Here is a 21,924-nt window from a genome sequence, read left to right as displayed (position 1 = left end):
GGTAGGGTGGCGCCAGGAGGGGAAACCATGGACAAGCAATTCAGGGACGCCGAGGCAAGCATTGTCGTCGCCGCACAGCCCGGGCGGGTTTGGCGGGCGCTGACCGATCCGGCCGACGTCAAGGAGTACTTTCTCGGCACACACGTCACATCCACCTGGCGGGAAGGTGACCCCGTGACGTTCGAGGGCGAGTGGCAGGGCAAGTCGTACAAGGACAGGGGGACCGTGCTGGAGGCCCGCCCCAACGAACTTCTGCGGATCACCCACTACAGCCCCCTGTCGGGACTGCCCGACGAGCCGGAGAACTACCACACCGTGGAGTACGGGTTGCAGCCTGTGGCGGAGGGCACCCGGGTCAGCATCACCCAGGGCAACAACAAGAGTGATGGCGAGGCCGTGGAGTCGGAAAAACTTTGGGGCATGGTGCTGGGCAACCTCAAGGAGTACCTGGAGGACTGATTGCCCCGCGCCCGGCCTGTGGCTTACCGTTTTCGGCCGGCCTGTACCCTCCGTTGGCGGGCGGCAGCGCGCAGCTGGATGATCCGGGCAGCCCCGGCCATCGCGACGAGGACACCGCCGCCCACTGCCGCGATGAAAAGGGACACCCCGAGCGAAACCGCGCCTTCGAGGCCGAAGAACTTCACCTGGACGAGCTCCTGGTTCTGCAGGATGAAGATGATCAGCAGTACCAGTACCACCAAGGCCGAGGCCACTGCCGCCCAGATCATCCCGGCGCGGGTCACGCGCCTTTCGGGCTCTGCCACGCCGGGCCGCGGTGACGTGGTTGCGTCGTAGCCCGGGATGGCGGCCGTTCCGGGATGGCGGCCCGCCGCGCCAGGACCGGCGCCCGCTCCTGCCCGTGGCAGTTCGGTGGGCGCTGCGGGGCCGGGCTGACCGTCCGCGGGGTTTGCGGGGCGGGATGTCCCCGGATCGGCGGGGCTTTCGCCCGGCTGGCTGTGCATGCGGGTGTTCCTTCCTTGACTGCTGGTCCAGATTCGCCCGCCTCATCGCACGGCCGGGGTCCAGTCCGATCATAGGCACAGCCCACCCGCAACAGTAAGCATGCTTTGCAACTCCGGCTGCGCAAAGAAAAACACCCCGGTCCGAAGACCGGGGTGTCCATGAAGCCGGCACGCATCCGTAAGGGATGTCCCGACTCATCACAAATGCGCCCCAGGAGGGAATCGAACCCCCGACCGGCGGATTAGAAGGCCGCTGCTCTATCCCCTGAGCTACTGGGGCAATGCCTGGCTGGCACATTGCTGGCGCCTAAAAAGTCTACATTGACTTGCGCGCCACCAGCGTCAGGCACCTGGCAGTTTTACCATCGCGTCACAAGCCGTGCGGCCATAGTTTTCCACATACGGAACGTCGGCTCTCGCTGTCCATCTGTTGCCGGTTGATGCTTGAAATGCCTGCTAGGGCATGACACTTCGAGACAGGACACCAAGATGACCGACACCATTACCGTCCGGGGCTTCGTTGCCACGGAGATCCGCAGTTCCACCACCCCGGGAGGCGTCCCCACCGCCTCGTTCCGTCTCGGCTCCGCCGAACGGCGGTTCGACAAGACCGCCAACGCCTGGGTGGACGGCAACATCAACTGGTTCACCGTCCAGGGATACCGGCAGCTGGCCGGAAACATGGGCTGCAGCATCAAGAAGGGCCAGCGCGTCATCATCGTGGGCAAACTGAAGATGCGCAGCTGGGAGAAGGAAGGCCGCGTCTACCACGACGCCGAGATCGATGCGGATGCTGTGGGCCACGACCTCAAGTGGGGCACCGCCAACTTCATCCGCAATTCCGGCAACCCGCAGGCCGCCGACGGATTCGGTCCCGCGAACGGCGATCGAAACACTTCGGGCCCCTCCGGCGCGGGCCAGGACGGAGCTGACGATGGCCGGGAGGACGATGACGAGGCCGATGAGGATGCGGCCGCGGCAGGAATCTTCCTCGACGACGCCGGCGACGAGCTGGAGCTTGATCGCGAAACGGGAGAACTTACCGGAGCCGCTGCCTGAACGCCGGTGGCGTGCGGCACCGCACCCCCTGGCGGTGCCGCACTCCCTGGCGGTGCCGCATGGCAGAATGGCAGCGTGATGCGAGCGATGACACTCCGGCGGAACACGGCATTCCGCGGCAAGGCAACTGGTGCCCTAGAAAATACCAAGGTGGTTGCCAGCCGGCTCGCACTGGCGGTTGCATTGCTGTCGGTGCTCGCCGCCTGTACGGCACCGGGCGACCAGGCCACCGTCAATCAGGCGGCGGAAGGACAGGCCGCGGGAACACAGGCTGCCAAGCAGTCGGCATCGCAGTCGGCACCGACGTCGGCGGGGGCTTCGGCGCCTGCGTCCGCCGCCACGGCCTCCGCCTCTGCCGGGGCCACGGCCGCGCTGCAGCGGACCATGACTGACGTCCTGGGACAGGTAGTGGCAGCCAATCCCAAGCCTGCCACGGCGGACATTGCCGCGGCGCTCACGGCGGCAGGCGTTCCGGCGCGGAGCCTGGAGGTCTCGGCGGGCCGCACGCCCACCGGGCTCGAGGTGGATTCCATGGAAGCGGCGGCCGTCCAGGCCAACGAATGCGTGATCGGCCAGATCCGCGACGGAAAGGTGACGGTGGCCGTTCTTCCGGCGCTGTCGAACGGGAAGTGCTTCGTAGGCGCCCCGGCCTGACGGGAATGCCGGACCTGACGCGAATGTGAGATATGCCCGCCAACCCACTAGATTTGGAACCATGGCGGAATTTATCTACACAATGACCAAGGCCCGAAAGGCTGTTGGCGAAAAACTTATTCTCGATGACGTAAGCATGTCCTTCTTCCCGGGCGCCAAGATCGGTGTTGTTGGCCCCAACGGTGCCGGTAAGTCCACCATCCTGAAAATCATGGCCGGCCTGGACACCCCCTCAAACGGCGAAGCCCGGCTGAGCCCCGGCTACAGCGTTGGCATCCTGCTGCAGGAGCCGCCGCTGAACGAGGAGAAGACCGTCCTGGGCAACGTCCAGGAAGGCGTTGGCGAGATCTTCGGCAAGATCCAGCGCTTCAACGCGATCTCCGAGGAGATGGCCAGCCCTGACGCGGACTACGACTCACTCCTCGAGGAGATGGGCCACTTGCAGGAAGCCATCGACTCCGCCGACGCCTGGGACCTGGACTCCCAGCTCGAGCAGGCCATGGACGCCCTCCGCTGCCCGCCGGCCGACGCGGATGTCACCCTGCTCTCCGGCGGTGAGCGCCGCCGTGTGGCGCTCTGCAAGCTGCTCCTGCAGAAGCCGGACCTCCTGCTGCTTGACGAGCCCACCAACCACCTCGACGCCGAGAGCGTGCTGTGGCTGGAACAGCACCTCTCCTCCTACGAGGGCGCCGTTCTCGCCGTCACCCACGACCGGTACTTCCTGGACCACGTCGCGGAATGGATCGCCGAGGTCGACCGCGGCCACCTGTACCCCTACGAGGGCAACTACTCCACCTACCTGGAGAAGAAGCGCGCCCGCCTGGAAATCCAGGGCAAGAAGGACGCCAAGCAGGCCAAGCGGCTCTCCGAGGAACTCGAATGGGTCCGCTCCAACGCCAAGGGCCGGCAGACCAAGTCCAAGGCACGTCTGGCACGCTATGAGGAAATGGCCGCCGAGGCAGACCGCACCCGGAAGCTGGACTTCGAAGAGATCCAGATCCCGCCGGGACCGCGTCTTGGCGGAGTGGTCCTCGAAGCCAAGAACCTGCAGAAGGGCTTCGACGACCGCACGCTGATCGACGGGCTGTCCTTCTCCCTGCCGCGCAACGGCATTGTCGGCGTTATTGGCCCGAACGGTGTGGGTAAGTCCACGCTGTTCAAGACCATCGTGGGCCTCGAGCCCCTCGACGGCGGCGAGCTGAAGATCGGTGACTCGGTCAAGATCTCCTACGCCGACCAGAGCCGCGGCGGTATCGACCCCAACAAGACCCTGTGGGAGGTCGTGTCCGACGGCCTGGACTTCATCCAGGTGGGTAACGTCGAAATGCCGTCCCGCGCCTATGTCGCGGCGTTCGGGTTCAAGGGGCCGGACCAGCAGAAGAAGGCAGGTGTGCTCTCCGGTGGTGAGCGCAACCGCCTGAACCTGGCTCTGACCCTCAAGCAGGGCGGAAACCTGCTCCTGCTTGACGAACCGACCAACGACCTCGACGTCGAAACCCTCAGCAGCCTGGAAAACGCGCTGCTGGAGTTCCCCGGCTGCGCCGTCGTGGTCTCCCACGACCGCTGGTTCCTGGACCGGGTGGCCACCCACATCCTCGCCTACGAAGGTGACGAGGAGAACCCGTCGAAGTGGTACTGGTTTGAGGGCAACTTCGAATCCTACGAGGAGAACAAGGTGCAGCGCCTCGGCCCCGACGCCGCCAAGCCGCACCGCGTCACGCACCGCCGCCTGACCCGCGACTAGTCGCGCTGAGTACGAAAAAGGCCGGACCCGGGATCAATGAACCCCGGGGCCGGCCTTTTCGTATCAGGAGCCAGTCAGGCCTTGCGCATCTGGTGCTGCATGATCTTGGTCTGGACGGCACCGGCCACCTTGCTCTTGATGTCCGTTGGCACCCGGACCATGCCCTCCTGCGCGACGGACGCCACATGCAGTCCCTCGCGGTTGAAGATCTTGCCGGTGGCGAGTCCGCGCGCCCCCTGGGCGCTGGGTGATTCCTGCACATACAGGAGCCACTCGTCCACGCGCACGGGACGGTGCCACCACATGGCGTGGTCGAGGCTCGCCACGCTCATGCCCGGCGTGATCCAGCTCAGCCCGTGCCTGCGAAGGATCGACTCGAGCAGTGTGTAGTCGCTGGCGTAGGCCAGCGCGGCGCGGTGCGTGTTGGCGTTGTCCGGCATGGGGCTGAAGGTCTTCATCCACACGGCGTTGCGTGCTTCCTTTTTCCCCGTAGCGGCCACATACAGGGCGGGATCCACATGGCGGATGTCGAAGGGCCGTTCGTACGCCCAGTGCCGGGCGACGGGGTGGTCGAACTTGCCCAGCAGGTCTGCGGTGCTGGGCAGGGTCTCCGGATCGGGGATGCCGGCAGGCATCTCGGACTGGTGCTCAATGCCCTCATCGCTTGCCTGGAACGAGGCGATCATGGAGAGAATCGGTGTCCCGTCCTGATAGGCGTGGACCCGCCGCGCAGAGAACGAGCGGCCGTCCCGCAGGCGCTGTACCCCGAACGTGATGGGTTTGTTCGCGTCCCCGGGCCGGAGGAAGTAGCCGTGCATGGAATGGACGGTGCGGTCCTCGTCCACGGTGCGCATTCCCGCAATCAGGGACTGGGCCAGGACCTGGCCGCCGAAGACACGCTGGTGCGGCTGGCGCTGCGACGGACCCATGAAAATGTCCTCGTCGGTGCGGGCGCCTTCCAGCTCGCCGAGGTCCAGCAGGTCGAGGAGGGAGTTCGTGGGGTGGTTCGTGGGCAAGGCCTGCAATCCGGCGTCCGCTTCAGTCATGGTTTGACTCTAGACGGCGCCCCGGCACCGCTCAACCGAGCCCCAGCCGGTAGTGTTCTTAACGTGTCTGATCTCCTTACCCAGTCTTTCCGCTTCGCTGACCCCCGCGACCTCGCCGATCTGAAGACCTTTGTCACCCGCGCCAAGGCCATCGATGACGGGGCCATCCGCCTGCAGGCAGCCGGCACGGTACTGGCCGCCTACGTCTGCGTCCTCCGGCCCCGGATCCTGGGGGAGTCCACCCCAACGATCCTCGGCCTGCGCACCATGGGGCTGGCAGACCCGTCCGCTATTGACGTCACGGTTCCGCTCGCCGCGGTCCTGGACCGGCTGGCCCGGGCAGGGGAGAACGACGCCGATCTTCCGGTCCCGCCGTCGACCGTCACCGAATCATGGGCCGGCGTGGGCGCGCCGCGCAGCGGCTGGGAACTGGTGGATTCAGTGCCCGACGCCGAACTGCGGCAGGTTGCCGAAGACGGCATCGCCGAGGTGGCCGGTATTGTCCCGGACAAACCCGGAGCCGTGATCGTCAACAATGCCCGGGCCGCCGTCTGGGGGCGGGGGCTGGCGGAACGGCACGGGGTGCCGGCCGGAGTGGCTTTTGCCGCCCTCACCCTGGGATTCCTCGGCGAGGACGAACAAAAGCTTTACCGTTCGGGGCGCTGGTTCCGGCTCAGCGGCAGCCGCGGACACGTGCTGGCACGGACGGGCGCCGGGCTGCTTTAGCCTAGGCGTCGGACGGGCTGTTCACCATGGAGAGCGCAGCGCGTTCCATGTAGTCCCACAGCGTGCCCTCATGCAGCGGCGGCAGGTCCAGCGAATCGACCGCCGCCCGCATGTGGTGCAGCCAGCGGTCCTTCGCTTCGGGCGTCACCCGGAACGGCATGTGTCGCATCCGCAGCCGGGGATGGCCGCGTTCCTCGCCGTAGGTGGTGGGGCCGCCCCAGTACTGCTCCAGGAACATCAGGAACCGCCGCTTGGCCGGCCCCAGGTCCTCTTCCGGATACATGGGCCGCAGCAGCGGATCGGTGGCCACGCCGTCGTAAAAAACGTCAATGAGCTTCACGAATGTCTCGTGGCCGCCCACGGCGTCGTAAAAGTTGTCCGTGTACCCGGGCTGGCTGAAGGGGTCGTTGCGCATCAGCGGCTTGCGGACGCCCGGCTCCGGCGGGGTGGGGAGCGATGGGATGGTCATGGCTATTCTCCGGCCTTCTGCTGGGGTGCGTGCTCGGCTTCGGCGGCAGTCACTTCAGGCTCTGCAGGCGGGACGTAGTTACCCTGCGAGCGGTTGCCCACGCGGAGGATCTCACCGTTGCGGAGGTACCAGATGGCGCCGTTCTCGTCGCGGACGCGCGTGATCCTCAGCCCGATCGACTCCACCACGCCAATCACTTCGCTGGTTTCAATGGTGTCGCCGATGCCGTACTGGTCCTCGATGGTGATGAAGATGCCGGCAAGGAAGTCCCTGATCAGCTGCTGGGCACCAAAGCCGATGGCGATACCCAGGATTCCCACGCTGGTCAGCAGCGGCGCCACGTCGACGTCCAGGTTCTTCAGCATGTAGATGCAGGTGATGACGGCGATGACCACGCCGATGCCGCTCTTCAGCAACGAGCCGATCGTTTGGGCCCGCTGGACGCGCCGCTCATGGTCCAGGGCGCGCAGCGCCGGCGCCACCCAGCGGAAGTGCGGTTTCTTGAACAGCGACGTGCCGTTCGCCACCCGACGGGTGATCCTGGCGATCAGGAAACTCGCGATCAGCCATAGGACGATGCCTGCGCCGAGGCTGATGGCCACGCCGGCCAGGTCAAGTCCGGTGGGCTCCAGTGAGGCCGAGGGCGTTGTGAACATGCTGTACATCTGCAGGAAGGCTCCTTGCTGCTGTCCGGCGGCGGCCGGTCTCCACGCTTACCGGGGAGACCGGCTGCTCTTTGGTCGCCTTTAAGCCTAGCGGGGTCTGCCGCTGGCTATGGACTTCCGGCTGTGGTAACAGGAGCGTGCAGAACGGGGAAATTTACGCTGCGGGCTATGAAACACACCTGGTTGGCCTCCTGGTGCATCTGTTCCGCCAGCGCAAGGTGCCCCGGATCCGCAACCGCCACCTGCGGGCGGAGGGTGACGGTTTCGAACTGGCCGCTGCCGTCCCGGTTCAGCCGGAGCAAGCCGGTGGCGTTGTCCTCATAGGACAGAACCACCACGCCATGCCTCACCGCAACGTGCAGGAAGGAGAGCATGTGGCACTGCGCCAGGGCCGTCAGCAGCAGCTGTTCGGGGTTATACCGGGAACGGTCGCCGTGGAAGGTGGGGTCGGCCGAGCCCTGCAGGACCGGCAGCCCCGGAATCTCGATGTCGTGGTCCCGGGAGTATCCCCGGTAGGACGACGTCCCGCTTCCAAGGTTGCCGGTCCAGCGGACCGTCAGCGCGTATTGGTGTTCGTCGAGCGCCACTGGTCAGGCCTGGACATCCGCCGCGCGGGCCCGCAGCGCCCGGGCCACGCCGTCGCGGTTTTCCAGCATCATCCGGCGCAGCGCAGCGCTCTCCTCCGGCAGCGACGCCAGGAACCCGTCGGTCCGGTCCACAGTCGCCTGGCTGGTCAGCTGCGCCGGGTAGAGTCCCAGGACGATTTGCTGAGCCAGGGCAAATGTCCGATCGGCGACGATGCCGGGCACGGCCTCGAAGTACTTCTCCGCGTACGGCTCCAGCAGGGCGGTGTCCAGCACCCGCGTGAAGCCGGCGACAGCCGAGGCCTGGATGGCATTGGAGAGATCGCCCTTGACCACGATCGACTCCCAGGCCTCCGCCTTGGCTTCCGGGGTGGGGATGGCAGCCTTGGCCAGCGCGGCCGCGTTCTGGCCGCTGGAGGTGTTGTCCCGCTCCAGTTCGGCGTCGACGTCCGCCCGGCCCAGCCGGCCGCCCGCAACGAGGGCTGCCACCAGCTCCCACCGGAGGTCCTGGTCCACGGCCAGCCCGGCCAGGGTGAGCGAGCCGTCCAGCAGGCCGGCGATTTGATCCAGCTGCTGCGCGCTGCGGGCCAGGAGGGCGAAGGACTTGATGAACTGCAGCTGGGCGTCGGAACCGCCCGGCACGTCCGAAGCCAGTTCCCAAAGACGGTCGACGGCGGCAACGGTGGCGGCTTCGCGGTGCTCCCCGGCCACGTAGAAGGTGAGCGTGGTGGCAAGCTGCCGCAGCTGTACCAGGATCACCGACGAATCAGACTCGGAGGCGATGTTGGCCAGGATCAGGTCGACGTATCCCCGGGCAGGGCTTTCGCCGTCCCTTGCCGCGTCCCAGGCCGAGCCCCACACCAGGGTCCGCGGCAGGCTCTCCCGGAAATCCTTGAGGTGAGCGGTGGCGGTGGCCAGGGACTGCTCGTCCAGGCGCACCTTGGCGTAGGCGAGGTCATCGTCGTTGAGCAGGATCAGATCCGGCCGCTTGAGTCCGGCCAGCTCCGGCACCTCGGTGCGTTCGCCGTCGACGTCCAGCTCCTCGCGGTGCACGCGCTCCAGCGTGCCCTCACCGGTGAGGTCGTAGAACCCCACTGCCAGGCGGTGCGGCCGGATGGTGGGCTGCTCGGCAACCGCGGACTGCAGGATGGCGAAGGACGTGATGGTGCCGTCCGCGTCCACGGCCAGTTCCGGCTTCAGCGAGTTCACGCCGGCCGTTTCCAGCCACAGGCGGCCCCACTGGTCCAGGTCGCGTCCGCTGGCCTTCTCCAGCTCGACCATCAGGTCACCCAGCTCGGTGTTCCGCCAGGAATGCTTGGCGAAGTATTCACGCACGCCGGCCATGAACTTGTCCGGCCCCACCCAGGCCACAAGCTGCCGCAGCACCGAGGCGCCCTTGGCGTAGGTGATGCCGTCGAAGTTCACCTCGACGTCATTCAGGTTGTTGATTTCGGCGAAGATCGGATGGGTCGTCGGGAGCTGGTCCTGGCGGTAGGCCCACGACTTTTCGACCGAGGCGAACGTGGTCCACGCGCTCTGGAACTTGGTGTTCTCCACCGCGGCCAGGTGCGACATGTATTCGGCGAAGGACTCGTTGAGCCAGAGATCGTTCCACCAGCGCATGGTCACGAGGTCGCCGAACCACATGTGGGCCAGCTCGTGCAGCACGGTGATGGCCCGGCGTTCCACCTGCGCCTCCGGGACCTTGCCGCGGAAAACGTAGCCTTCGAGGATGGTCACCGCTCCGGCGTTCTCCATGGCGCCGGCGTTGAACTCCGGCACAAACAGCTGGTCGTACTTCTCGAACGGGTAGGGGCAGCCGAACTGGGCCTCGAAGAACTCGAATCCCTGGCGCGTGAGCTCAAAGATGTTGTCCGCGTCCAGGTACTGCATGAGGGACTTGCGCGCGAAGACGCCCAGCGGCACGACGCGGCCATCCGAGCTCGTGACGTCGCTGCGCACCGACTGGTAGGGCCCGGCGATGAGTGCGGTGACGTACGAGGACAGGCGTGGCGTGGGCGCAAAGTCCCAGACCGAGCGGGCTCCGCCGTCGTCCCCCGGGGCAGCCGCTTCCGGCTCCGGCGTCGGTGAATTGGAGATGACGTCCCAGTGCGAGGGGGCGGTGACGCGGAACCGGAAGGCGGCCTTGAGGTCGGGCTGTTCAAAGACCGCGAACATCCGGCGCGAGTCCGGGACCTCGAACTGCGTGTACAGGTACACCTCGCCGTCCACCGGATCCACGAAGCGGTGCAGGCCCTCGCCGGTGTTCATGTAGGGCGCATCCGCCACCACGGTCAGCTCGTTGTCCGCAGCCAGGCCGGGCAGCTGGATCCGGACGCCGTCGGACACCTCGGCTGGGTCCAGTTCGCGGCCGTTCAGCGTCACGCTGTGGACAGCGTCCGTCACGGCGTCGATGAACGTCGAAGATCCGGGCGTCGCCGTGAACCTGACGGTGGTGGTGGAACCGAAGACGGTCCCGCCCGTGGTCAGGTCCAGGCTGACATCGTAGGAGTCGACGGCGATCAGGGCGGCGCGCTCGCGCGCTTCGGCGCGGGTCAGATTCATGCCTGGCAAGGTTGTGCCTCCAGAGGTTGTGGTGGCCGGACTGGCCCGGCCCGCGGCTGCTGCGCGGTGTTCACGCGCGGATTGCATCACTGTGAAGCCATTGTTTCATTTCGGCGCCGCTTGGCAAGTTATCTGGCTCACTTCTGCGGCCCGTTCGCTGCGGGACCTCTCTCCAGGCCGGCGGGCGCGGGGGTAGCGTTAAGGCATGGGAAAGATCCTCGATGCTGTGGACACCAAGGCGCTGCGGTTCGCGGCCGGCTTCCCCGTACTCCTTGCTGTCGCATTTGCTGTGTGTGCCCTGCTGTTGCGGCCGGATCTGCCGGAGCCGCTGGCGGTCATGTGGAACAACGACGGCGGCACAGCCTTCGCGCCGTTCGCCGCCTTCGTGGGCGGCGGGGCTGCCCTGATCGTTGTCACAGGCTGGCTGGTGCTGCTGCAGTCCGTGCCCCTTTCCCGGCCCACGGTGATGCGCCGGATCATGATGGGCGCGGGGCTGACGGTGAGCCTTTTCGTCACCACCGTGCTGGCGGCCGCCCTCGTTGGCCAGGCCGGAGAGGCGGACGCCCGGGAATCCAGCGTCGATGTGATTGTCCTGGCTTCTGGCAGCGGTGCCGCGCTTGCGCTGGGCGTCATCATCGGGTTCGTCTTCAAGGCGGACCACCAGTGGACGCCGGAGGATGACCGTGCCCTGCAACGGGCGCTGGAACAGGAACTGGATCCGGATCTTGCCGCCGATTCCGTGCGGTTCTGGGTACACGCCCGCAGTTCCGTCTTCGTCATGATCGCCATCGCCAGCCTGTTTCCCGCGTCGCTGCTGGCCATCGCAGTGCCGTGGCTGGGGGTCCTGCTGGTGGCCGCCGCCCTGGTTGGCGCCGCGTTCCTCTTCGCCAGGGTCACCGCGGACCGCAGCGGACTGCGAGTTTTCCTGGCCGGAATCCTGCGTGTCATTGATGTCCCCGCTACCGCCATCTCCGCCGCGCATCCCGCGGACGTCCGCGCCGCCGACTACGGCGGCTGGGGTTACCGCAACCACGACGGAACCGCAGCGGTGCTTGTCAGCAGCGGCCCCGCCGTCGTCGTCCGCAAGACTGACGGCCACCGGCTTGCCGTCAGCGGCGGAAACTCCGACTCGGCGGCCCTTCTCGCGGAGGTCCTCACCCGCGTGGCGGCGAGGGCCCGCCGCGACACGCGCCCCCCGGCGCAGGGCGACGCGGACGCGTAGCTACCGCGTAACGGCCTCGCCGGCACCTCGCCGGCGCAAGCACACCGAGTACTCTTGGATCTGTTGATTTGACCTGTACCAGCCCGGCTGCGCCCCGGTGCTCATGACTGAACGGAACCTACCGTGACAACAAACCCTGCCTTTCCGCGGGTCCACATCGCCACCGACCACGCCGGCATGGAGCTGAGCGCCCACCTGGTCAAGCACCTGACGGCGAACGGCTACGACGTGGTGGACCATGGTCCCAGGGAGTACGACGCCCTGGACGATTACCCGTCGTTCTGCATCAACGCGGCGCGCGCCGTGGTGGCGGACCAGGAGGCCGGCGTCCACGCACTGGGCATCGTGCTGGGCGGATCCGGAAACGGCGAGCAGATCGCGGCCAACAAGGTCAAGGGTGTCCGTGCAGCCCTCGCCTGGAACCACGCCACCGCAACGCTGGCCCGCGAGCACAATGATGCCAACGTCGTGGCCGTCGGCGGGCGCCAGCACAGCGTTGAGGAGGCCACGTCCCTGATCGAGGCGTTCCTGCAGGAGCCCTTCAGCAACGACGAGCGGCACGTGCGGCGCATCGGCAAGATCGCCACCTACGAAACCACCGGCGAGATCGTCGAATAGTGCCCGAAGGCCACTCGATCCACCGGCTTGCCCGCCAGTTCGGTGACGTGTTTGCCGGCGAGCGGCTGGCTGTCAGCAGCCCGCAGGGCCGCTTTGCCGCCGGCGCGGCACTGCTGGACGGGAACGCCATGGTCCACGCGGCCGCGCATGGCAAGCACCTCTTCCTGCACTTCGAGCACGGGCTGGTGCTGCACGTCCACCTGGGCCTTTACGGGGCCTGGGACTTCGGCGGCGATAGCCAGTTCCGCGGGGCGTCCAGCATCGGTGCGCCCCGCAGGGTGGGGGAGCGGGAGTTGGCCGGCGACGGCACCGGCCCTGCGCCCGCCGGGTACGCCGGCCCGCCGGCGCCGGTGGGCGCCGTGCGGGTCCGTTTGGTGAGTGACCACGGCTGGGCTGACCTGCGCGGTGCCACCACGTGCGCGGCCATCACGGACGCCGAGGCGGCAGCCGTGCTGGACAGGCTGGGACCCGATCCGCTTCACAACACCGCGGGCAGCCGGGACGACTTCATCCGGCGCATACTGGCGAAGCGGACGCCGCTCGCCACGCTGCTGATGGACCAGAAAGTGATCGCCGGCGTCGGGAACGTCTACCGGGCCGAAGTGCTGTTCCGCGGCCGGATCGACCCGTTGCTTCCCGGCCGGGCGCTTACGGAGGACGCCGCCGGGTTCCTCTGGGACGACACCGTGGCGGTGATGGCCGACGGCGTCCGCGACGGGCGGATCATCACCACCACCGCCGGCTTTTGGACCCGGAGCGATCAGCTTCCGCCGGGGGAGGAGGCGCATTTTGTCTACCGCCGCCAAGGCCAGCCCTGCCGCGTCTGCGGCACCCCGGTTGCCCTGGCCGACCACGCCGCCCGCAAACTCTACTGGTGCCCGTCCTGCCAGCAGCCTGCCTGAGCCGACTTTCAGCGCCGCCGCGTCAGGCGAACCGAAACGGGGCACTTTGACACGATGGTTAACGCAGAAGAGGCCCCTCGCGGAGGGACCTCTTCTGTAATGGAGGGGACGACGGGAATCGAACCCGCGTAATCAGTTTGGAAGACTGAGGCTTTACCATTAAGCTACGTCCCCGAGGAAAGCGTTCCGGCGCAGGCTTTTGGGGCACTGGCCTTTAGGCTTTTCTTCGGCGGCTGTTCAAGCCGGATATAACTAAACCTAATTCATGCCCCAAGTGTCAAATGTGCATTCGCGGCAGGGATGAACGTAGACTGTCCTGTGCATTACGGGGTGTAGCTCAGCTTGGCTAGAGCGCCTGCTTTGGGAGCAGGAAGTCGCAGGTTCAAATCCTGTCACCCCGACTCTGCGGCCAGGGCCCCAGGCCTGGTCACAACAACGCGTTTGCAGAAACCATCCAACAAAACCAGGAGTACTTAGACCGTGAAGAGCGCTGTCGAGAACCTCACCCCCACGCGGGTCAAGCTCAATGTTGAGGTCCCCTTTGAGGAATTGAAGCCCAGCATCGAAGAGGCATACAAGACTGTTGCTTCGCAGATCCAGGTTCCTGGCTTCCGTAAGGGCAAGGTTCCCGCCAAGCTGATCGACCAGCGCGTCGGCCGCGGCTACGTCCTGGAGACTGCCATCAACGAGGGCCTCAATGGCTGGTACCAGGCTGCTGTCCAGGAATCCGGCATTCGCCCCCTGAGCCGTCCCGAGGTTGAGATCACCGAGGTTCCGGACCCGTCCGCCACCGACGGTGAGCTGAAGTTCCAGGCCGAGGTTGACGTCCGCCCCGAGATCGAACTGCCCGACTACTCGGGCATCAAGGTCGAGGTTGCCGCGGCCGAGTCCTCCGACGCCGACGTCGACAAGGCCCTGGACGAGCTGCGCGGCCGCTTCGGCACGCTCAAGACCGTTGAGCGCCCGGCCGCCGACGGCGACTTCCTCAGCATCGACATCACGGCAAGCGTTGACGGCGCCGAGGTGGACTCCGCTGCGGGCCTGTCCTACCAGGTTGGCGCCGGCACCATGCTTGAGGGCATGGACGAGGCCGTCACCGGCCTCAGCGCTGACGAGGACGCCATCTTTGACACCACCCTCGTGGGCGGTGAGCACGCCGGCGAGTCGGCCCAGGTCAAGGTTGTCGTCAAGTCCGTCAAGGAGCGCGAGCTGCCCGAGGCGAACGACGACTTTGCACAGCTGGCCTCCGAGTTCGACACCTTGGCGGAACTGCGCGAAGACCTCGCCAAGCAGGCCGCCGACTCCAAGGTCGTCGAGCAGGGCGTCGAAGCCCGCGACAAGGTCCTGGACAAGCTCGTTGAGCTGGTTGAGGTTCCGGTTCCGGAATCCGTCGTCGAAGAGCAGCTCGAGCAGCACTTCAAGGCTGAGAACTCCCACGGTGAGGGCGAACATGACACCGACGAGCACCGCGCCGAGGTCAAGGCCAACACCGAGCGCGCCTTCCAGAACGAGATCATCCTCGACGCCATCGCCGAGAAGGAAGAAGTGGGCGTCAGCCAGAACGAGCTGATCGACTACATCGTCACCACCGCCAGCCAGTACGGCATGGACCCGAACCAGTTCGCCCAGATCATCGACCAGAGCGGCCAGGTTCCCATGATGGTCTCCGAGGTCCGCCGCCGTAAGGCGCTGGCCGTCGTCCTGGGCCAGGCCGAGGTCACCGACTCCGAGGGCAACAAGGTCGACCTGAGCGACTTCGTCCGCCCCGGCGGCGAAGAGGCTGCGGCCGTCGAAGCAGAAACCGAAGCTGAAGAAGCAGCCGGCGAGACCGTCGCAAACGACGATCCCGCGGCCGTGAAGTTCTAGCAGCTGCACGCATCAGTGACGCCAGCCCCCGGGTCCTCGGATCCGGGGGCTGGCGCGTTAACGGCCGGTGTACAGCTCCCGCGGGCAATCGTGCGCCGTCAGCGAACAGCGCGATTCCGACGAACAAATCCGCTCCGAAAGCGGTTAGTGTCCAAGTAGTGAAGTTCAGTGATGTCGAACAGTAACGTCACCGTCACCAGCGAGAGGTAAGTACAAATGTCACAGCAAGCAGCGGCCCCCCGCATGGCAACCGTCGATCCTGCAGCCCAGGACAACTACATCTACAACCGCCTGCTGAAAGAGCGCATCATCTGGCTTGGCTCCGAAGTCCGCGACGAGAACGCGAACGCCATCTGCTCACAGCTGCTGCTGCTTTCCGCCGAGGATCCCAACAAGGACATCTACCTCTACATCAACTCGCCGGGCGGCTCGGTGACGGCCGGCATGGCCATCTACGACACCATGCAGTTCATCCCCAACGACGTCGTTACGGTCGCCACCGGCCTGGCTGCCTCCATGGGACAGTTCCTGCTGTCCTCCGGCACCAAGGGCAAGCGGTACGCCACCCCGAACGCCCGCATCCTGATGCACCAGCCCTCCGGCGGCATCGGCGGAACGGCGTCGGACATCAAGATCCAGGCCGAGCTGATCCTCCACATGAAGAAGGTCATGGCAGAGCTCACGGCGGACCAGACCGGACAGACCGTGGAAACCATCCTCAAGGACAACGACCGCGACAAGTGGTTCACCGCTACCGAAGCGCTCGAATACGGTTTCTTCGACAAGATCTCGGCCCACGCAGGATCCGTCGCGGGCGGCGGCGGAACCCAGAACTCTTCATCCAACGGCCAGAGCTAACCGGCAGCAAGACAGAACTGAATCCAGGAGCAATGAACATGAACTACAATTTCGGATCGTCTGCCGGCAACCTGCCGACAAGCCGCTACGTTCTGCCGCAGTTCGAGGAGCGCACGCCGTACGGCTTCAAGCGCCAGGACCCCTACACCAAGCTCTTCGAGGACCGCATCATCTTCCTCGGTGTCCAGGTGGACGACGCGTCCGCCGATGACATCATGGCGCAGCTGCTGGTGCTGGAGTCCACGGACCCGGACCGCGACATCACCCTCTACATCAACTCGCCAGGCGGCTCCTTCACCGCCATGACCGCGATCTACGACACCATGCAGTACATCCGCCCTGAGATCCAGACCGTGTGCCTGGGCCAGGCGGCAAGTGCCGCGGCCGTGCTGCTGGCCGCGGGAACGCCGGGCAAGAGGCTCGCACTGCCCAACGCCCGCGTCCTGATCCACCAGCCGGCGCTGTCAGGCGGCCAGGGTGGACAGGCATCCGACCTGGAGATCCAGGCCGCCGAAGTCATGCGCATGCGGACCTGGCTGGAGGAAACCCTGGCCAAGCATTCCGGCCGGACGCCGGAACAGGTCAACAACGACATCGAGCGGGACAAGATCCTCACCGCCGCCGAGGCGCAGGATTACGGCCTGATCGACCAGGTCCTCGATTCCCGCAAGATCAAGCCCCAGGCACTCGCCCGCTAAATACGGACACATGCCGGGTAAACAGCAGTAACGGACGCCGGTGCGGTTTAGATTTTTGAACCGCACCGGCGCCCGGTTTCCACCCCTCGGGCCGAATGTGACCTAGAGTGGATGTAATCATTGCCGGATCCGCGAGGTAAGGCCGTGATTCCAGCAACCGGTGCAAAGCTGCCCTTGCGGCAAGATACTAAGGGGTTCACATATGGCTCGGATTGGCGAGAGCGCGGATCTGCTCAAGTGCTCTTTCTGCGGCAAGAGCCAGAAGCAGGTGCGCAAGCTCATTGCCGGGCCCGGCGTCTACATCTGCGACGAGTGCATCGAGCTCTGTAACGAGATCATCGAGGAAGAACTCGCGGAAGTCGCCGATCTGGGCAGTTTTGAACTGCCCAAGCCCCGCGAGATCTTTGACTTCCTGCAGGAGTACGTCATTGGCCAGGAACCGGCCAAGCGCTCCCTTGCCGTCGCGGTCTACAACCACTACAAGCGGATCCAGGCCGGGCACGCGCCCAAGAGCGGCGCACTGGCCGACGGCGTCCACCACGACGACGTTGAGATCGCGAAGTCCAACATTCTCCTGATTGGCCCCACCGGCTGCGGCAAGACCTACCTTGCGCAGACCCTGGCGCGACGGCTGAACGTTCCGTTCGCCGTCGCCGACGCCACCGCCCTGACCGAAGCCGGGTATGTGGGCGAGGACGTGGAGAACATCCTCCTCAAGCTCATTCAGGCCGCCGACTATGACGTCAAGAAGGCCGAACAAGGCATCATCTACATCGACGAGATCGACAAGATCTCGCGCAAGAGCGAGAACCCGTCCATCACTCGCGATGTTTCGGGCGAGGGCGTGCAGCAGGCCCTCCTGAAGATCCTCGAAGGAACGGTTGCCTCGGTTCCGCCGCAGGGCGGCCGCAAGCACCCGCACCAAGAATTCATCCAGATCGACACCACTAATGTCCTCTTCATCGTTGCGGGCGCCTTCGCCGGCCTGGAGGACATCATCGGTTCCCGCTCCGGCCGCAAGGGCATCGGCTTCGGTGCGCCGCTGAACGAGGTCAAGAACACAGACTCCTACGGCGAGGTGATGCCGGAAGACCTGCTGAAGTTCGGGCTCATTCCGGAGTTCATTGGCCGCCTGCCGGTGATCACCACGGTGTCCAACCTCGACCGTCCCGCGCTGATCCAGATCCTGTCCACGCCCAAGAATGCCTTGGTGAAGCAGTACCAGAAGATGTTCCAGCTGGACGGCGTGGAGTTGGTGTTCGACGACGCCGCCCTCGACCTGATCGCCGACCAGGCCCTGGAACGGGGAACCGGAGCCCGCGGGCTGCGCGCCATCATGGAAGAAGTCCTCCTCCCGGTCATGTTCGACCTGCCCAGCAGGGACGATATCGCCAGCGTGGTCATCACCGCCGACGTCGTGGCCAAGAAGGCGCAGCCCACCATGATCACGCACGACGTCGTGGCCAAACGGCGGAACAAGTCGGCCTAGCCGGAGTAAATCCGCTAATCGGAATAAACCCACGCTTTCCGGCGCTGTGGCTTAAGCGCGCCCTAACAGTTGCTTTGCCGCGCGCCACACCCCGAAGACTTCCCTGAGGAGATTTGCTGTGTCTGAAACCGCCGTCAACAAGGCCGACTTCTGGTTCGACCCCCGCTGTCCGTTCGCCTGGATCACGTCCCGCTGGATTGGCGAGGTGGAAGGTGTCCGTGACATCCAGACGGAGTGGCACGTCATGAGCCTCTCGGTGCTGAACGAAGGCCGGGACCTCGATCCGAAGTATCGCGAAGCCATGGACAATGCCTGGGGGCCGGTGCGGGTCATCATCGCCGCCCAGGAACAGCACGGCGACCACGTGGTCAAGCCGCTCTACGATTCCATGGGATCGCAGATCCATGACGGCGGCCAGAAGGACACGTCGATCGTCATTGCCAAGGCGCTGGCCGACTGCGGCCTTCCCGCCGAGCTCGCGGCCTTTGCGGACTCCGACGAATACGATCCGCAGCTGCGTGCCAGCCACGAGAAGGGCATCTCCCTGGTGGGGCAGGACGTCGGAACCCCCGTGGTCGCCTTCAACGGCACCGCGTTCTTCGGACCCGTCCTCACCCGTATCCCGCGGGGAGAGGAAGCCGGAAAGATCTGGGACGCCTCGGTGACGCTCGCGGCCTACCCGCACTTCTTTGAGATCAAGCGCAGCCGCACCGAAAGCCCTGCCTTCGACTGACCTGCCTCAGGGCCCCGGCTGAACTACATGAGAGTAGTTCTGCCGGGGCCCTTGCGCATCCGGAACCGGAGGACAAAGATAGACCTTACCCACTTCGAAAGAAGTGAGACGCAAGAACCAAAGATTCAGTGACATGCTTCCAACGCAGCCTTCGGCAAAGTTAGAAGCAGGCTACCGGTGACAAGGTAGGAAGACCTGAAATTTCCAAGGATCTTGCCAGACTGTCAAAGATGTCACCAGACAGCCGAAAAGTCGAAGCCCCACCAACGGCAAAACGCTGATGGGGCTTCCCCTTTGCCCGAAAACATCCGGACGGCCGAAAACATCCGGGCCGCCCGAAATATCCGGGCGGCCGGAAACATCCGGGCTGACTCCTAGGCCTGCGCCGGCTCCTCGGCCGGGGCCAGCTCCACGTCGCTGACCGTGAGCTCGCCCTCGCCCGTGTTGAGCGAGATCTCCTGCGCGTTGGCCGCTGCCTTGAGGTCCCCGAGCCCTGCCTGAAGCTGGCCCACGAGCGCCTCCGGTGCCGTGATCGTCGCCGACAGGACCTCGGTGCGCTGCTTGACCTTGGCCTCGGACTTGGCCTTCCGGATGCCGCTGAGCGCAATACCGACGGTGCCCAGCATGCCGGTGTCGCCGTCGGTGATCTCCAGCGGCGCCGGCCAGGCGGCGCGGTGCACGGAACCGGCCCGCCACCAGCTCCAGACCTCTTCGGTGGCGAAGGGCAGGAACGGGGCGAAGAGGCGCAGCAGTGAATCCAGCGTGGTGGCAAGGGCAGCCAGCACGGAGGCCTGCTCGGTCTCGCCGGCGGCACCGTAGGCGCGGTCCTTGATCAGCTCGACGTAGTCGTCGGTGAACTGCCAGAAGAAGGACTCGCTGATCTGCAGCGCCCGGGCGTAGTCGTAGTTGTCGAACGCCTTGGTGGCCTGGGCCACGACGTCGGAGAGCTGCGCGAGCAGGGCGCGGTCCAGGGGGTTGGTCAGGACGGAAAGATCCGAGGAGACCACCGAGTTCTCCGTGGCGCCGAGGTTCAGCACGAACTTCGAGGCGTTCAGCAGCTTGATGGCCAGGCGGCGGCCGATCTTCATTTGGGCGATCTCGTAGGCCGTGTCCGCGCCAAGCTTGGCCGAGGCTGCCCAGTAACGGACGGCGTCGGAGCCGTATTCGTTCAGCACATCTGTCGGTACCACCACGTTGCCCTTTGACTTGGACATCTTCTTGCGGTCCGGATCCAGGATCCAGCCGGAAATGGCCGCATGCTTCCATGGCGCGACGTCCTGCAGGGCGTCGGCGCGGACGGCGGAGGAGAACAGCCAGGTGCGGATGATGTCGTGCCCCTGCGGGCGCAGGTCGAACGGGAACACCTTGGCGAACAGGTCTTCGTCCCGGCTCCAGCCGCCCACGATCTGCGGGGTCAGGGATGAGGTGGCCCAGGTGTCCAGCACGTCAGCGTCCCCGGTGAAGCCACCCGGAACGTCGCGCTGGGATTCGTCATAGCCAGGTGCCGCGTCGGCCGCCGGGTCCACCGGCAGCAGGTCGTCGGACGGCAGGACAGGGTTGTCGTAGTCCGGGTTGCCCTGGGCGTCCAGCGGGTACCAGACCGGGATCGGCACGCCGAAGAAGCGCTGGCGGGAGACCAGCCAGTCACCGTTCAGGCCGGCAATCCAGTTCTCATAGCGGGAACGCATGAAGGGCGGGTGGAAGTCGATGTCCTTGCCGCGGCCGATCAGGCGTTCGCGGCGGTCCTCGTCCCGGCCGCCGTTGCGGATGTACCACTGCCGGGACGTGACCACCTCAAGGGGCTTGTCACCCTTTTCGAAGAAGTTCACCGGATGGGTGATTTTCTTGGGCTCACCGTCGAGCAGGTCCGCTGCCGTGAGCAGCTCCACCACGGCTTCCTTGGCGGAGAACACCGTCTTGCCGGCGATGGCGGCGTACGCCTCGCGGCCGGCGTCCGTGCTGATCCACTCCGGAGTCTCGGCGAGGATGCGGCCGTCGCGGCCCACGATCGCGCGGGTGGGGAGTTGGAGTTCGCGCCACCAGGTGACGTCGGTCAGGTCACCGAAGGTGCAGACCATCGCGATGCCCGAGCCCTTGTCGACCTTGGCCAGCGGGTGGGCCTTGACCTCCAATTCGACGTCGAAAAGGGGGGACGTCACCGTCTTGCCGAACAGCGGCTGGTACCGTTCGTCGTCGGGGTTTGCCACCAGGGCGGCGCACGCAGCGAGCAGTTCGGGACGGGTGGTCTCGATGAAGATCTTCTCGCCGTCGGCGGTGAAGAACGGGTAGCGGTAGTAGGCGCCGGGCACCTCGCGGTCCTCAAGCTCAGCCTGGGCCACAGCGGTGCGGAACGTGACGTCCCAGAGGGTGGGGGCCTCGGCCATGTAGGCGTCGCCGGCGGCCAGGTTCGCAAGGAACGCGCGCTGGGAGACGGCTCGGGAGGTGTCGTCGATGGTGCGGTAGGTGAGGTTCCAGTCGACGGACAGGCCGAGGGTCTGGAACAGGTTCTCGAAGACCTTTTCGTCCTCGACGGCCAGCTCTTCGCAGAGTTCGATGAAGTTCTGCCGGGAGACGACGTCGAAGTCCCGCTGGTTCTTCGCCGGCTGGGCCGGCGGCTGGTAGTCCGGGTTGTATGGGATGGCGGGATCGCAGCGGACACCGTAGTAGTTCTGGACGCGCCGCTCGGTGGGCAGGCCGTTGTCGTCCCAGCCCATCGGGTAGAAGACGTTCTTGCCGGTCATGCGCATGTAGCGGGCCTGCACGTCGGTCTGCGTGAAGGAGAACATGTGGCCCACGTGGAGAGAACCGGACGCGGTGGGCGGGGGAGTGTCGATCGAGTAGACCTGCTCCCGGGTGGTGTCGGGGTCGAACCGGTAGGTTCCTTCCTCGAGCCAGCGCTGCGTAAGGGCAGCCTCCAGGCCTTCCAGGGCCGGCTTGTCGGGAACGTTGATGGGGGCGGTGGCGGGCGTGTCTGTACCCTGCGTTGATTCAGCCATGGCCCAATTGTTTCATGCCGGGCAGTTGTTTCCTGCCCGGCGGCGGGCGCTGCAGCGCGACGACGGGA

General features: G+C 65.8%; 20 protein-coding genes and 3 tRNA genes. 14 read left to right on the top strand and 9 right to left on the bottom strand.

Going from position 1 to position 21,924, the window contains the following annotated elements; translation table 11 throughout:
• Positions 1-27 precede the first annotated feature (27 nt).
• The gene (locus ACFQ50_RS13670; RefSeq protein WP_377996083.1) at positions 28-459 is read left to right on the top strand and encodes an SRPBCC domain-containing protein; all 432 of its coding nucleotides are present in this window, start codon (positions 28-30) and stop codon (positions 457-459) included.
• Positions 460-482: 23 nt separating this feature from the next.
• Here ACFQ50_RS13670 and ACFQ50_RS13665 read toward each other — a convergent pair whose 3' ends face one another.
• Together ACFQ50_RS13665 and ACFQ50_RS13660 are read right to left on the bottom strand one after the other, a co-directional pair.
• Positions 483-962 carry a lipopolysaccharide assembly LapA domain-containing protein gene (locus tag ACFQ50_RS13665; protein WP_377996082.1) on the bottom strand — a complete coding sequence of 160 codons (480 nt, stop codon included), beginning with the start codon at positions 960-962 and terminating at the stop codon, positions 483-485.
• A gap of 207 nt (positions 963-1,169) precedes the next feature.
• Positions 1,170-1,242: transfer RNA gene (locus ACFQ50_RS13660), tRNA-Arg, on the bottom strand.
• A 209-nt stretch (positions 1,243-1,451) separates the two neighbouring features.
• On the opposite strand from ACFQ50_RS13660, the gene ACFQ50_RS13655 reads away from it, so the two are divergent.
• The 3 genes from ACFQ50_RS13655 to ettA all read left to right on the top strand — a co-directional run bounded on the left by ACFQ50_RS13655 (position 1,452) and on the right by ettA (position 4,419).
• Entirely contained in the window at positions 1,452-2,021 is a 570-nt protein-coding gene (locus tag ACFQ50_RS13655; RefSeq protein WP_377996081.1) for a single-stranded DNA-binding protein, read from the top strand.
• Between the two features lie 150 nt (positions 2,022-2,171).
• Positions 2,172-2,675, top strand: a complete 504-nt coding sequence (locus ACFQ50_RS13650) for a DUF6993 domain-containing protein (protein WP_377996080.1) — start codon at positions 2,172-2,174, stop codon at positions 2,673-2,675.
• Between the two features lie 61 nt (positions 2,676-2,736).
• Complete coding sequence (gene ettA / locus ACFQ50_RS13645; RefSeq protein ID WP_377996079.1) at positions 2,737-4,419, top strand: energy-dependent translational throttle protein EttA; 1,683 nt, start codon at positions 2,737-2,739, stop codon at positions 4,417-4,419.
• Positions 4,420-4,493: 74 nt separating this feature from the next.
• Here the strand turns inward: ettA and ACFQ50_RS13640 are convergent, their stop codons facing one another.
• Complete coding sequence (locus ACFQ50_RS13640; protein WP_377996078.1) at positions 4,494-5,465, bottom strand: acyl-CoA thioesterase; 972 nt, start codon at positions 5,463-5,465, stop codon at positions 4,494-4,496.
• 63 nt (positions 5,466-5,528) lie between these two features.
• Between ACFQ50_RS13640 and ACFQ50_RS13635 the strand changes: the two genes are divergently transcribed.
• The gene (locus tag ACFQ50_RS13635) at positions 5,529-6,191 is read left to right on the top strand and encodes a hypothetical protein (protein WP_377996077.1); all 663 of its coding nucleotides are present in this window, start codon (positions 5,529-5,531) and stop codon (positions 6,189-6,191) included.
• Between the two features lies 1 nt (position 6,192).
• Here the strand turns inward: ACFQ50_RS13635 and ACFQ50_RS13630 are convergent, their stop codons facing one another.
• The 4 genes from ACFQ50_RS13630 to pepN all read right to left on the bottom strand — a co-directional run bounded on the left by ACFQ50_RS13630 (position 6,193) and on the right by pepN (position 10,474).
• Positions 6,193-6,660 carry a globin gene (locus ACFQ50_RS13630; RefSeq protein WP_377996076.1) on the bottom strand — a complete coding sequence of 156 codons (468 nt, stop codon included), beginning with the start codon at positions 6,658-6,660 and terminating at the stop codon, positions 6,193-6,195.
• Positions 6,661-6,662: 2 nt separating this feature from the next.
• A complete protein-coding gene (locus ACFQ50_RS13625; protein ID WP_377996075.1) occupies positions 6,663-7,325 on the bottom strand; it encodes a mechanosensitive ion channel family protein in 663 nt (220 codons plus the stop codon).
• Between the two features lie 107 nt (positions 7,326-7,432).
• The gene (locus ACFQ50_RS13620; protein ID WP_377996074.1) at positions 7,433-7,912 is read right to left on the bottom strand and encodes an OsmC family protein; all 480 of its coding nucleotides are present in this window, start codon (positions 7,910-7,912) and stop codon (positions 7,433-7,435) included.
• Positions 7,913-7,915: 3 nt separating this feature from the next.
• Positions 7,916-10,474, bottom strand: coding sequence for an aminopeptidase N (pepN, locus tag ACFQ50_RS13615; RefSeq protein WP_377996073.1), 2,559 nt, complete (start codon positions 10,472-10,474; stop codon positions 7,916-7,918).
• Positions 10,475-10,679: 205 nt separating this feature from the next.
• Here pepN and ACFQ50_RS13610 point away from each other — a divergent pair, with 205 nt between their 5' ends.
• The 3 genes from ACFQ50_RS13610 (at position 10,680) to ACFQ50_RS13600 (ending at position 13,216) form a co-directional block, all read left to right on the top strand.
• Positions 10,680-11,696 (top strand): hypothetical protein, encoded by a 1,017-nt coding sequence (locus ACFQ50_RS13610; RefSeq protein WP_377996072.1) that lies wholly within the window; start codon positions 10,680-10,682, stop codon positions 11,694-11,696.
• 123 nt (positions 11,697-11,819) lie between these two features.
• Entirely contained in the window at positions 11,820-12,314 is a 495-nt protein-coding gene (locus ACFQ50_RS13605; RefSeq protein ID WP_377996071.1) for a ribose-5-phosphate isomerase, read from the top strand.
• Positions 12,314-13,216 carry an Fpg/Nei family DNA glycosylase gene (locus tag ACFQ50_RS13600; RefSeq protein ID WP_377996070.1) on the top strand — a complete coding sequence of 301 codons (903 nt, stop codon included), beginning with the start codon at positions 12,314-12,316 and terminating at the stop codon, positions 13,214-13,216. Before ACFQ50_RS13605 ends, ACFQ50_RS13600 begins: the two co-directional genes overlap by 1 nt.
• A gap of 100 nt (positions 13,217-13,316) precedes the next feature.
• On the opposite strand, the gene ACFQ50_RS13595 is transcribed toward ACFQ50_RS13600, so the two are convergent.
• Positions 13,317-13,390: transfer RNA gene (locus ACFQ50_RS13595), tRNA-Gly, on the bottom strand.
• Positions 13,391-13,542: 152 nt separating this feature from the next.
• Between ACFQ50_RS13595 and ACFQ50_RS13590 the strand changes: the two genes are divergently transcribed.
• The 6 genes from ACFQ50_RS13590 to ACFQ50_RS13565 all read left to right on the top strand — a co-directional run bounded on the left by ACFQ50_RS13590 (position 13,543) and on the right by ACFQ50_RS13565 (position 18,860).
• Positions 13,543-13,617 (top strand) — tRNA-Pro (locus tag ACFQ50_RS13590).
• 79 nt (positions 13,618-13,696) lie between these two features.
• Positions 13,697-15,082 carry a trigger factor gene (gene tig / locus ACFQ50_RS13585; protein WP_377996069.1) on the top strand — a complete coding sequence of 462 codons (1,386 nt, stop codon included), beginning with the start codon at positions 13,697-13,699 and terminating at the stop codon, positions 15,080-15,082.
• Positions 15,083-15,325: 243 nt separating this feature from the next.
• Positions 15,326-15,940: an ATP-dependent Clp protease proteolytic subunit gene (locus ACFQ50_RS13580; protein WP_377996106.1), complete on the top strand. Its 615-nt coding sequence runs from the start codon at positions 15,326-15,328 to the stop codon at positions 15,938-15,940.
• Positions 15,941-15,978: 38 nt separating this feature from the next.
• Positions 15,979-16,638 (top strand): ATP-dependent Clp protease proteolytic subunit, encoded by a 660-nt coding sequence (locus ACFQ50_RS13575; protein ID WP_236803665.1) that lies wholly within the window; start codon positions 15,979-15,981, stop codon positions 16,636-16,638.
• Between the two features lie 202 nt (positions 16,639-16,840).
• Positions 16,841-18,127, top strand: coding sequence for an ATP-dependent Clp protease ATP-binding subunit ClpX (gene clpX, locus ACFQ50_RS13570; RefSeq protein WP_377996068.1), 1,287 nt, complete (start codon positions 16,841-16,843; stop codon positions 18,125-18,127).
• 118 nt (positions 18,128-18,245) lie between these two features.
• The gene (locus ACFQ50_RS13565) at positions 18,246-18,860 is read left to right on the top strand and encodes a DsbA family protein (protein ID WP_377996067.1); all 615 of its coding nucleotides are present in this window, start codon (positions 18,246-18,248) and stop codon (positions 18,858-18,860) included.
• 374 nt (positions 18,861-19,234) lie between these two features.
• Here the strand turns inward: ACFQ50_RS13565 and valS are convergent, their stop codons facing one another.
• Positions 19,235-21,856: a valine--tRNA ligase gene (valS, locus tag ACFQ50_RS13560; protein ID WP_377996066.1), complete on the bottom strand. Its 2,622-nt coding sequence runs from the start codon at positions 21,854-21,856 to the stop codon at positions 19,235-19,237.
• Positions 21,857-21,924 lie beyond the last annotated feature (68 nt).

The sequence above is a fragment of the Arthrobacter sp. NPDC056493 genome, assembly GCF_042795115.1.
Taxonomy (GTDB): Bacteria; Actinomycetota; Actinomycetes; order Actinomycetales; family Micrococcaceae; genus Arthrobacter.
The sequence above is the reverse complement of the archived record's forward strand: the minus strand, read 5'-3'. Positions and strand labels throughout refer to the sequence as shown.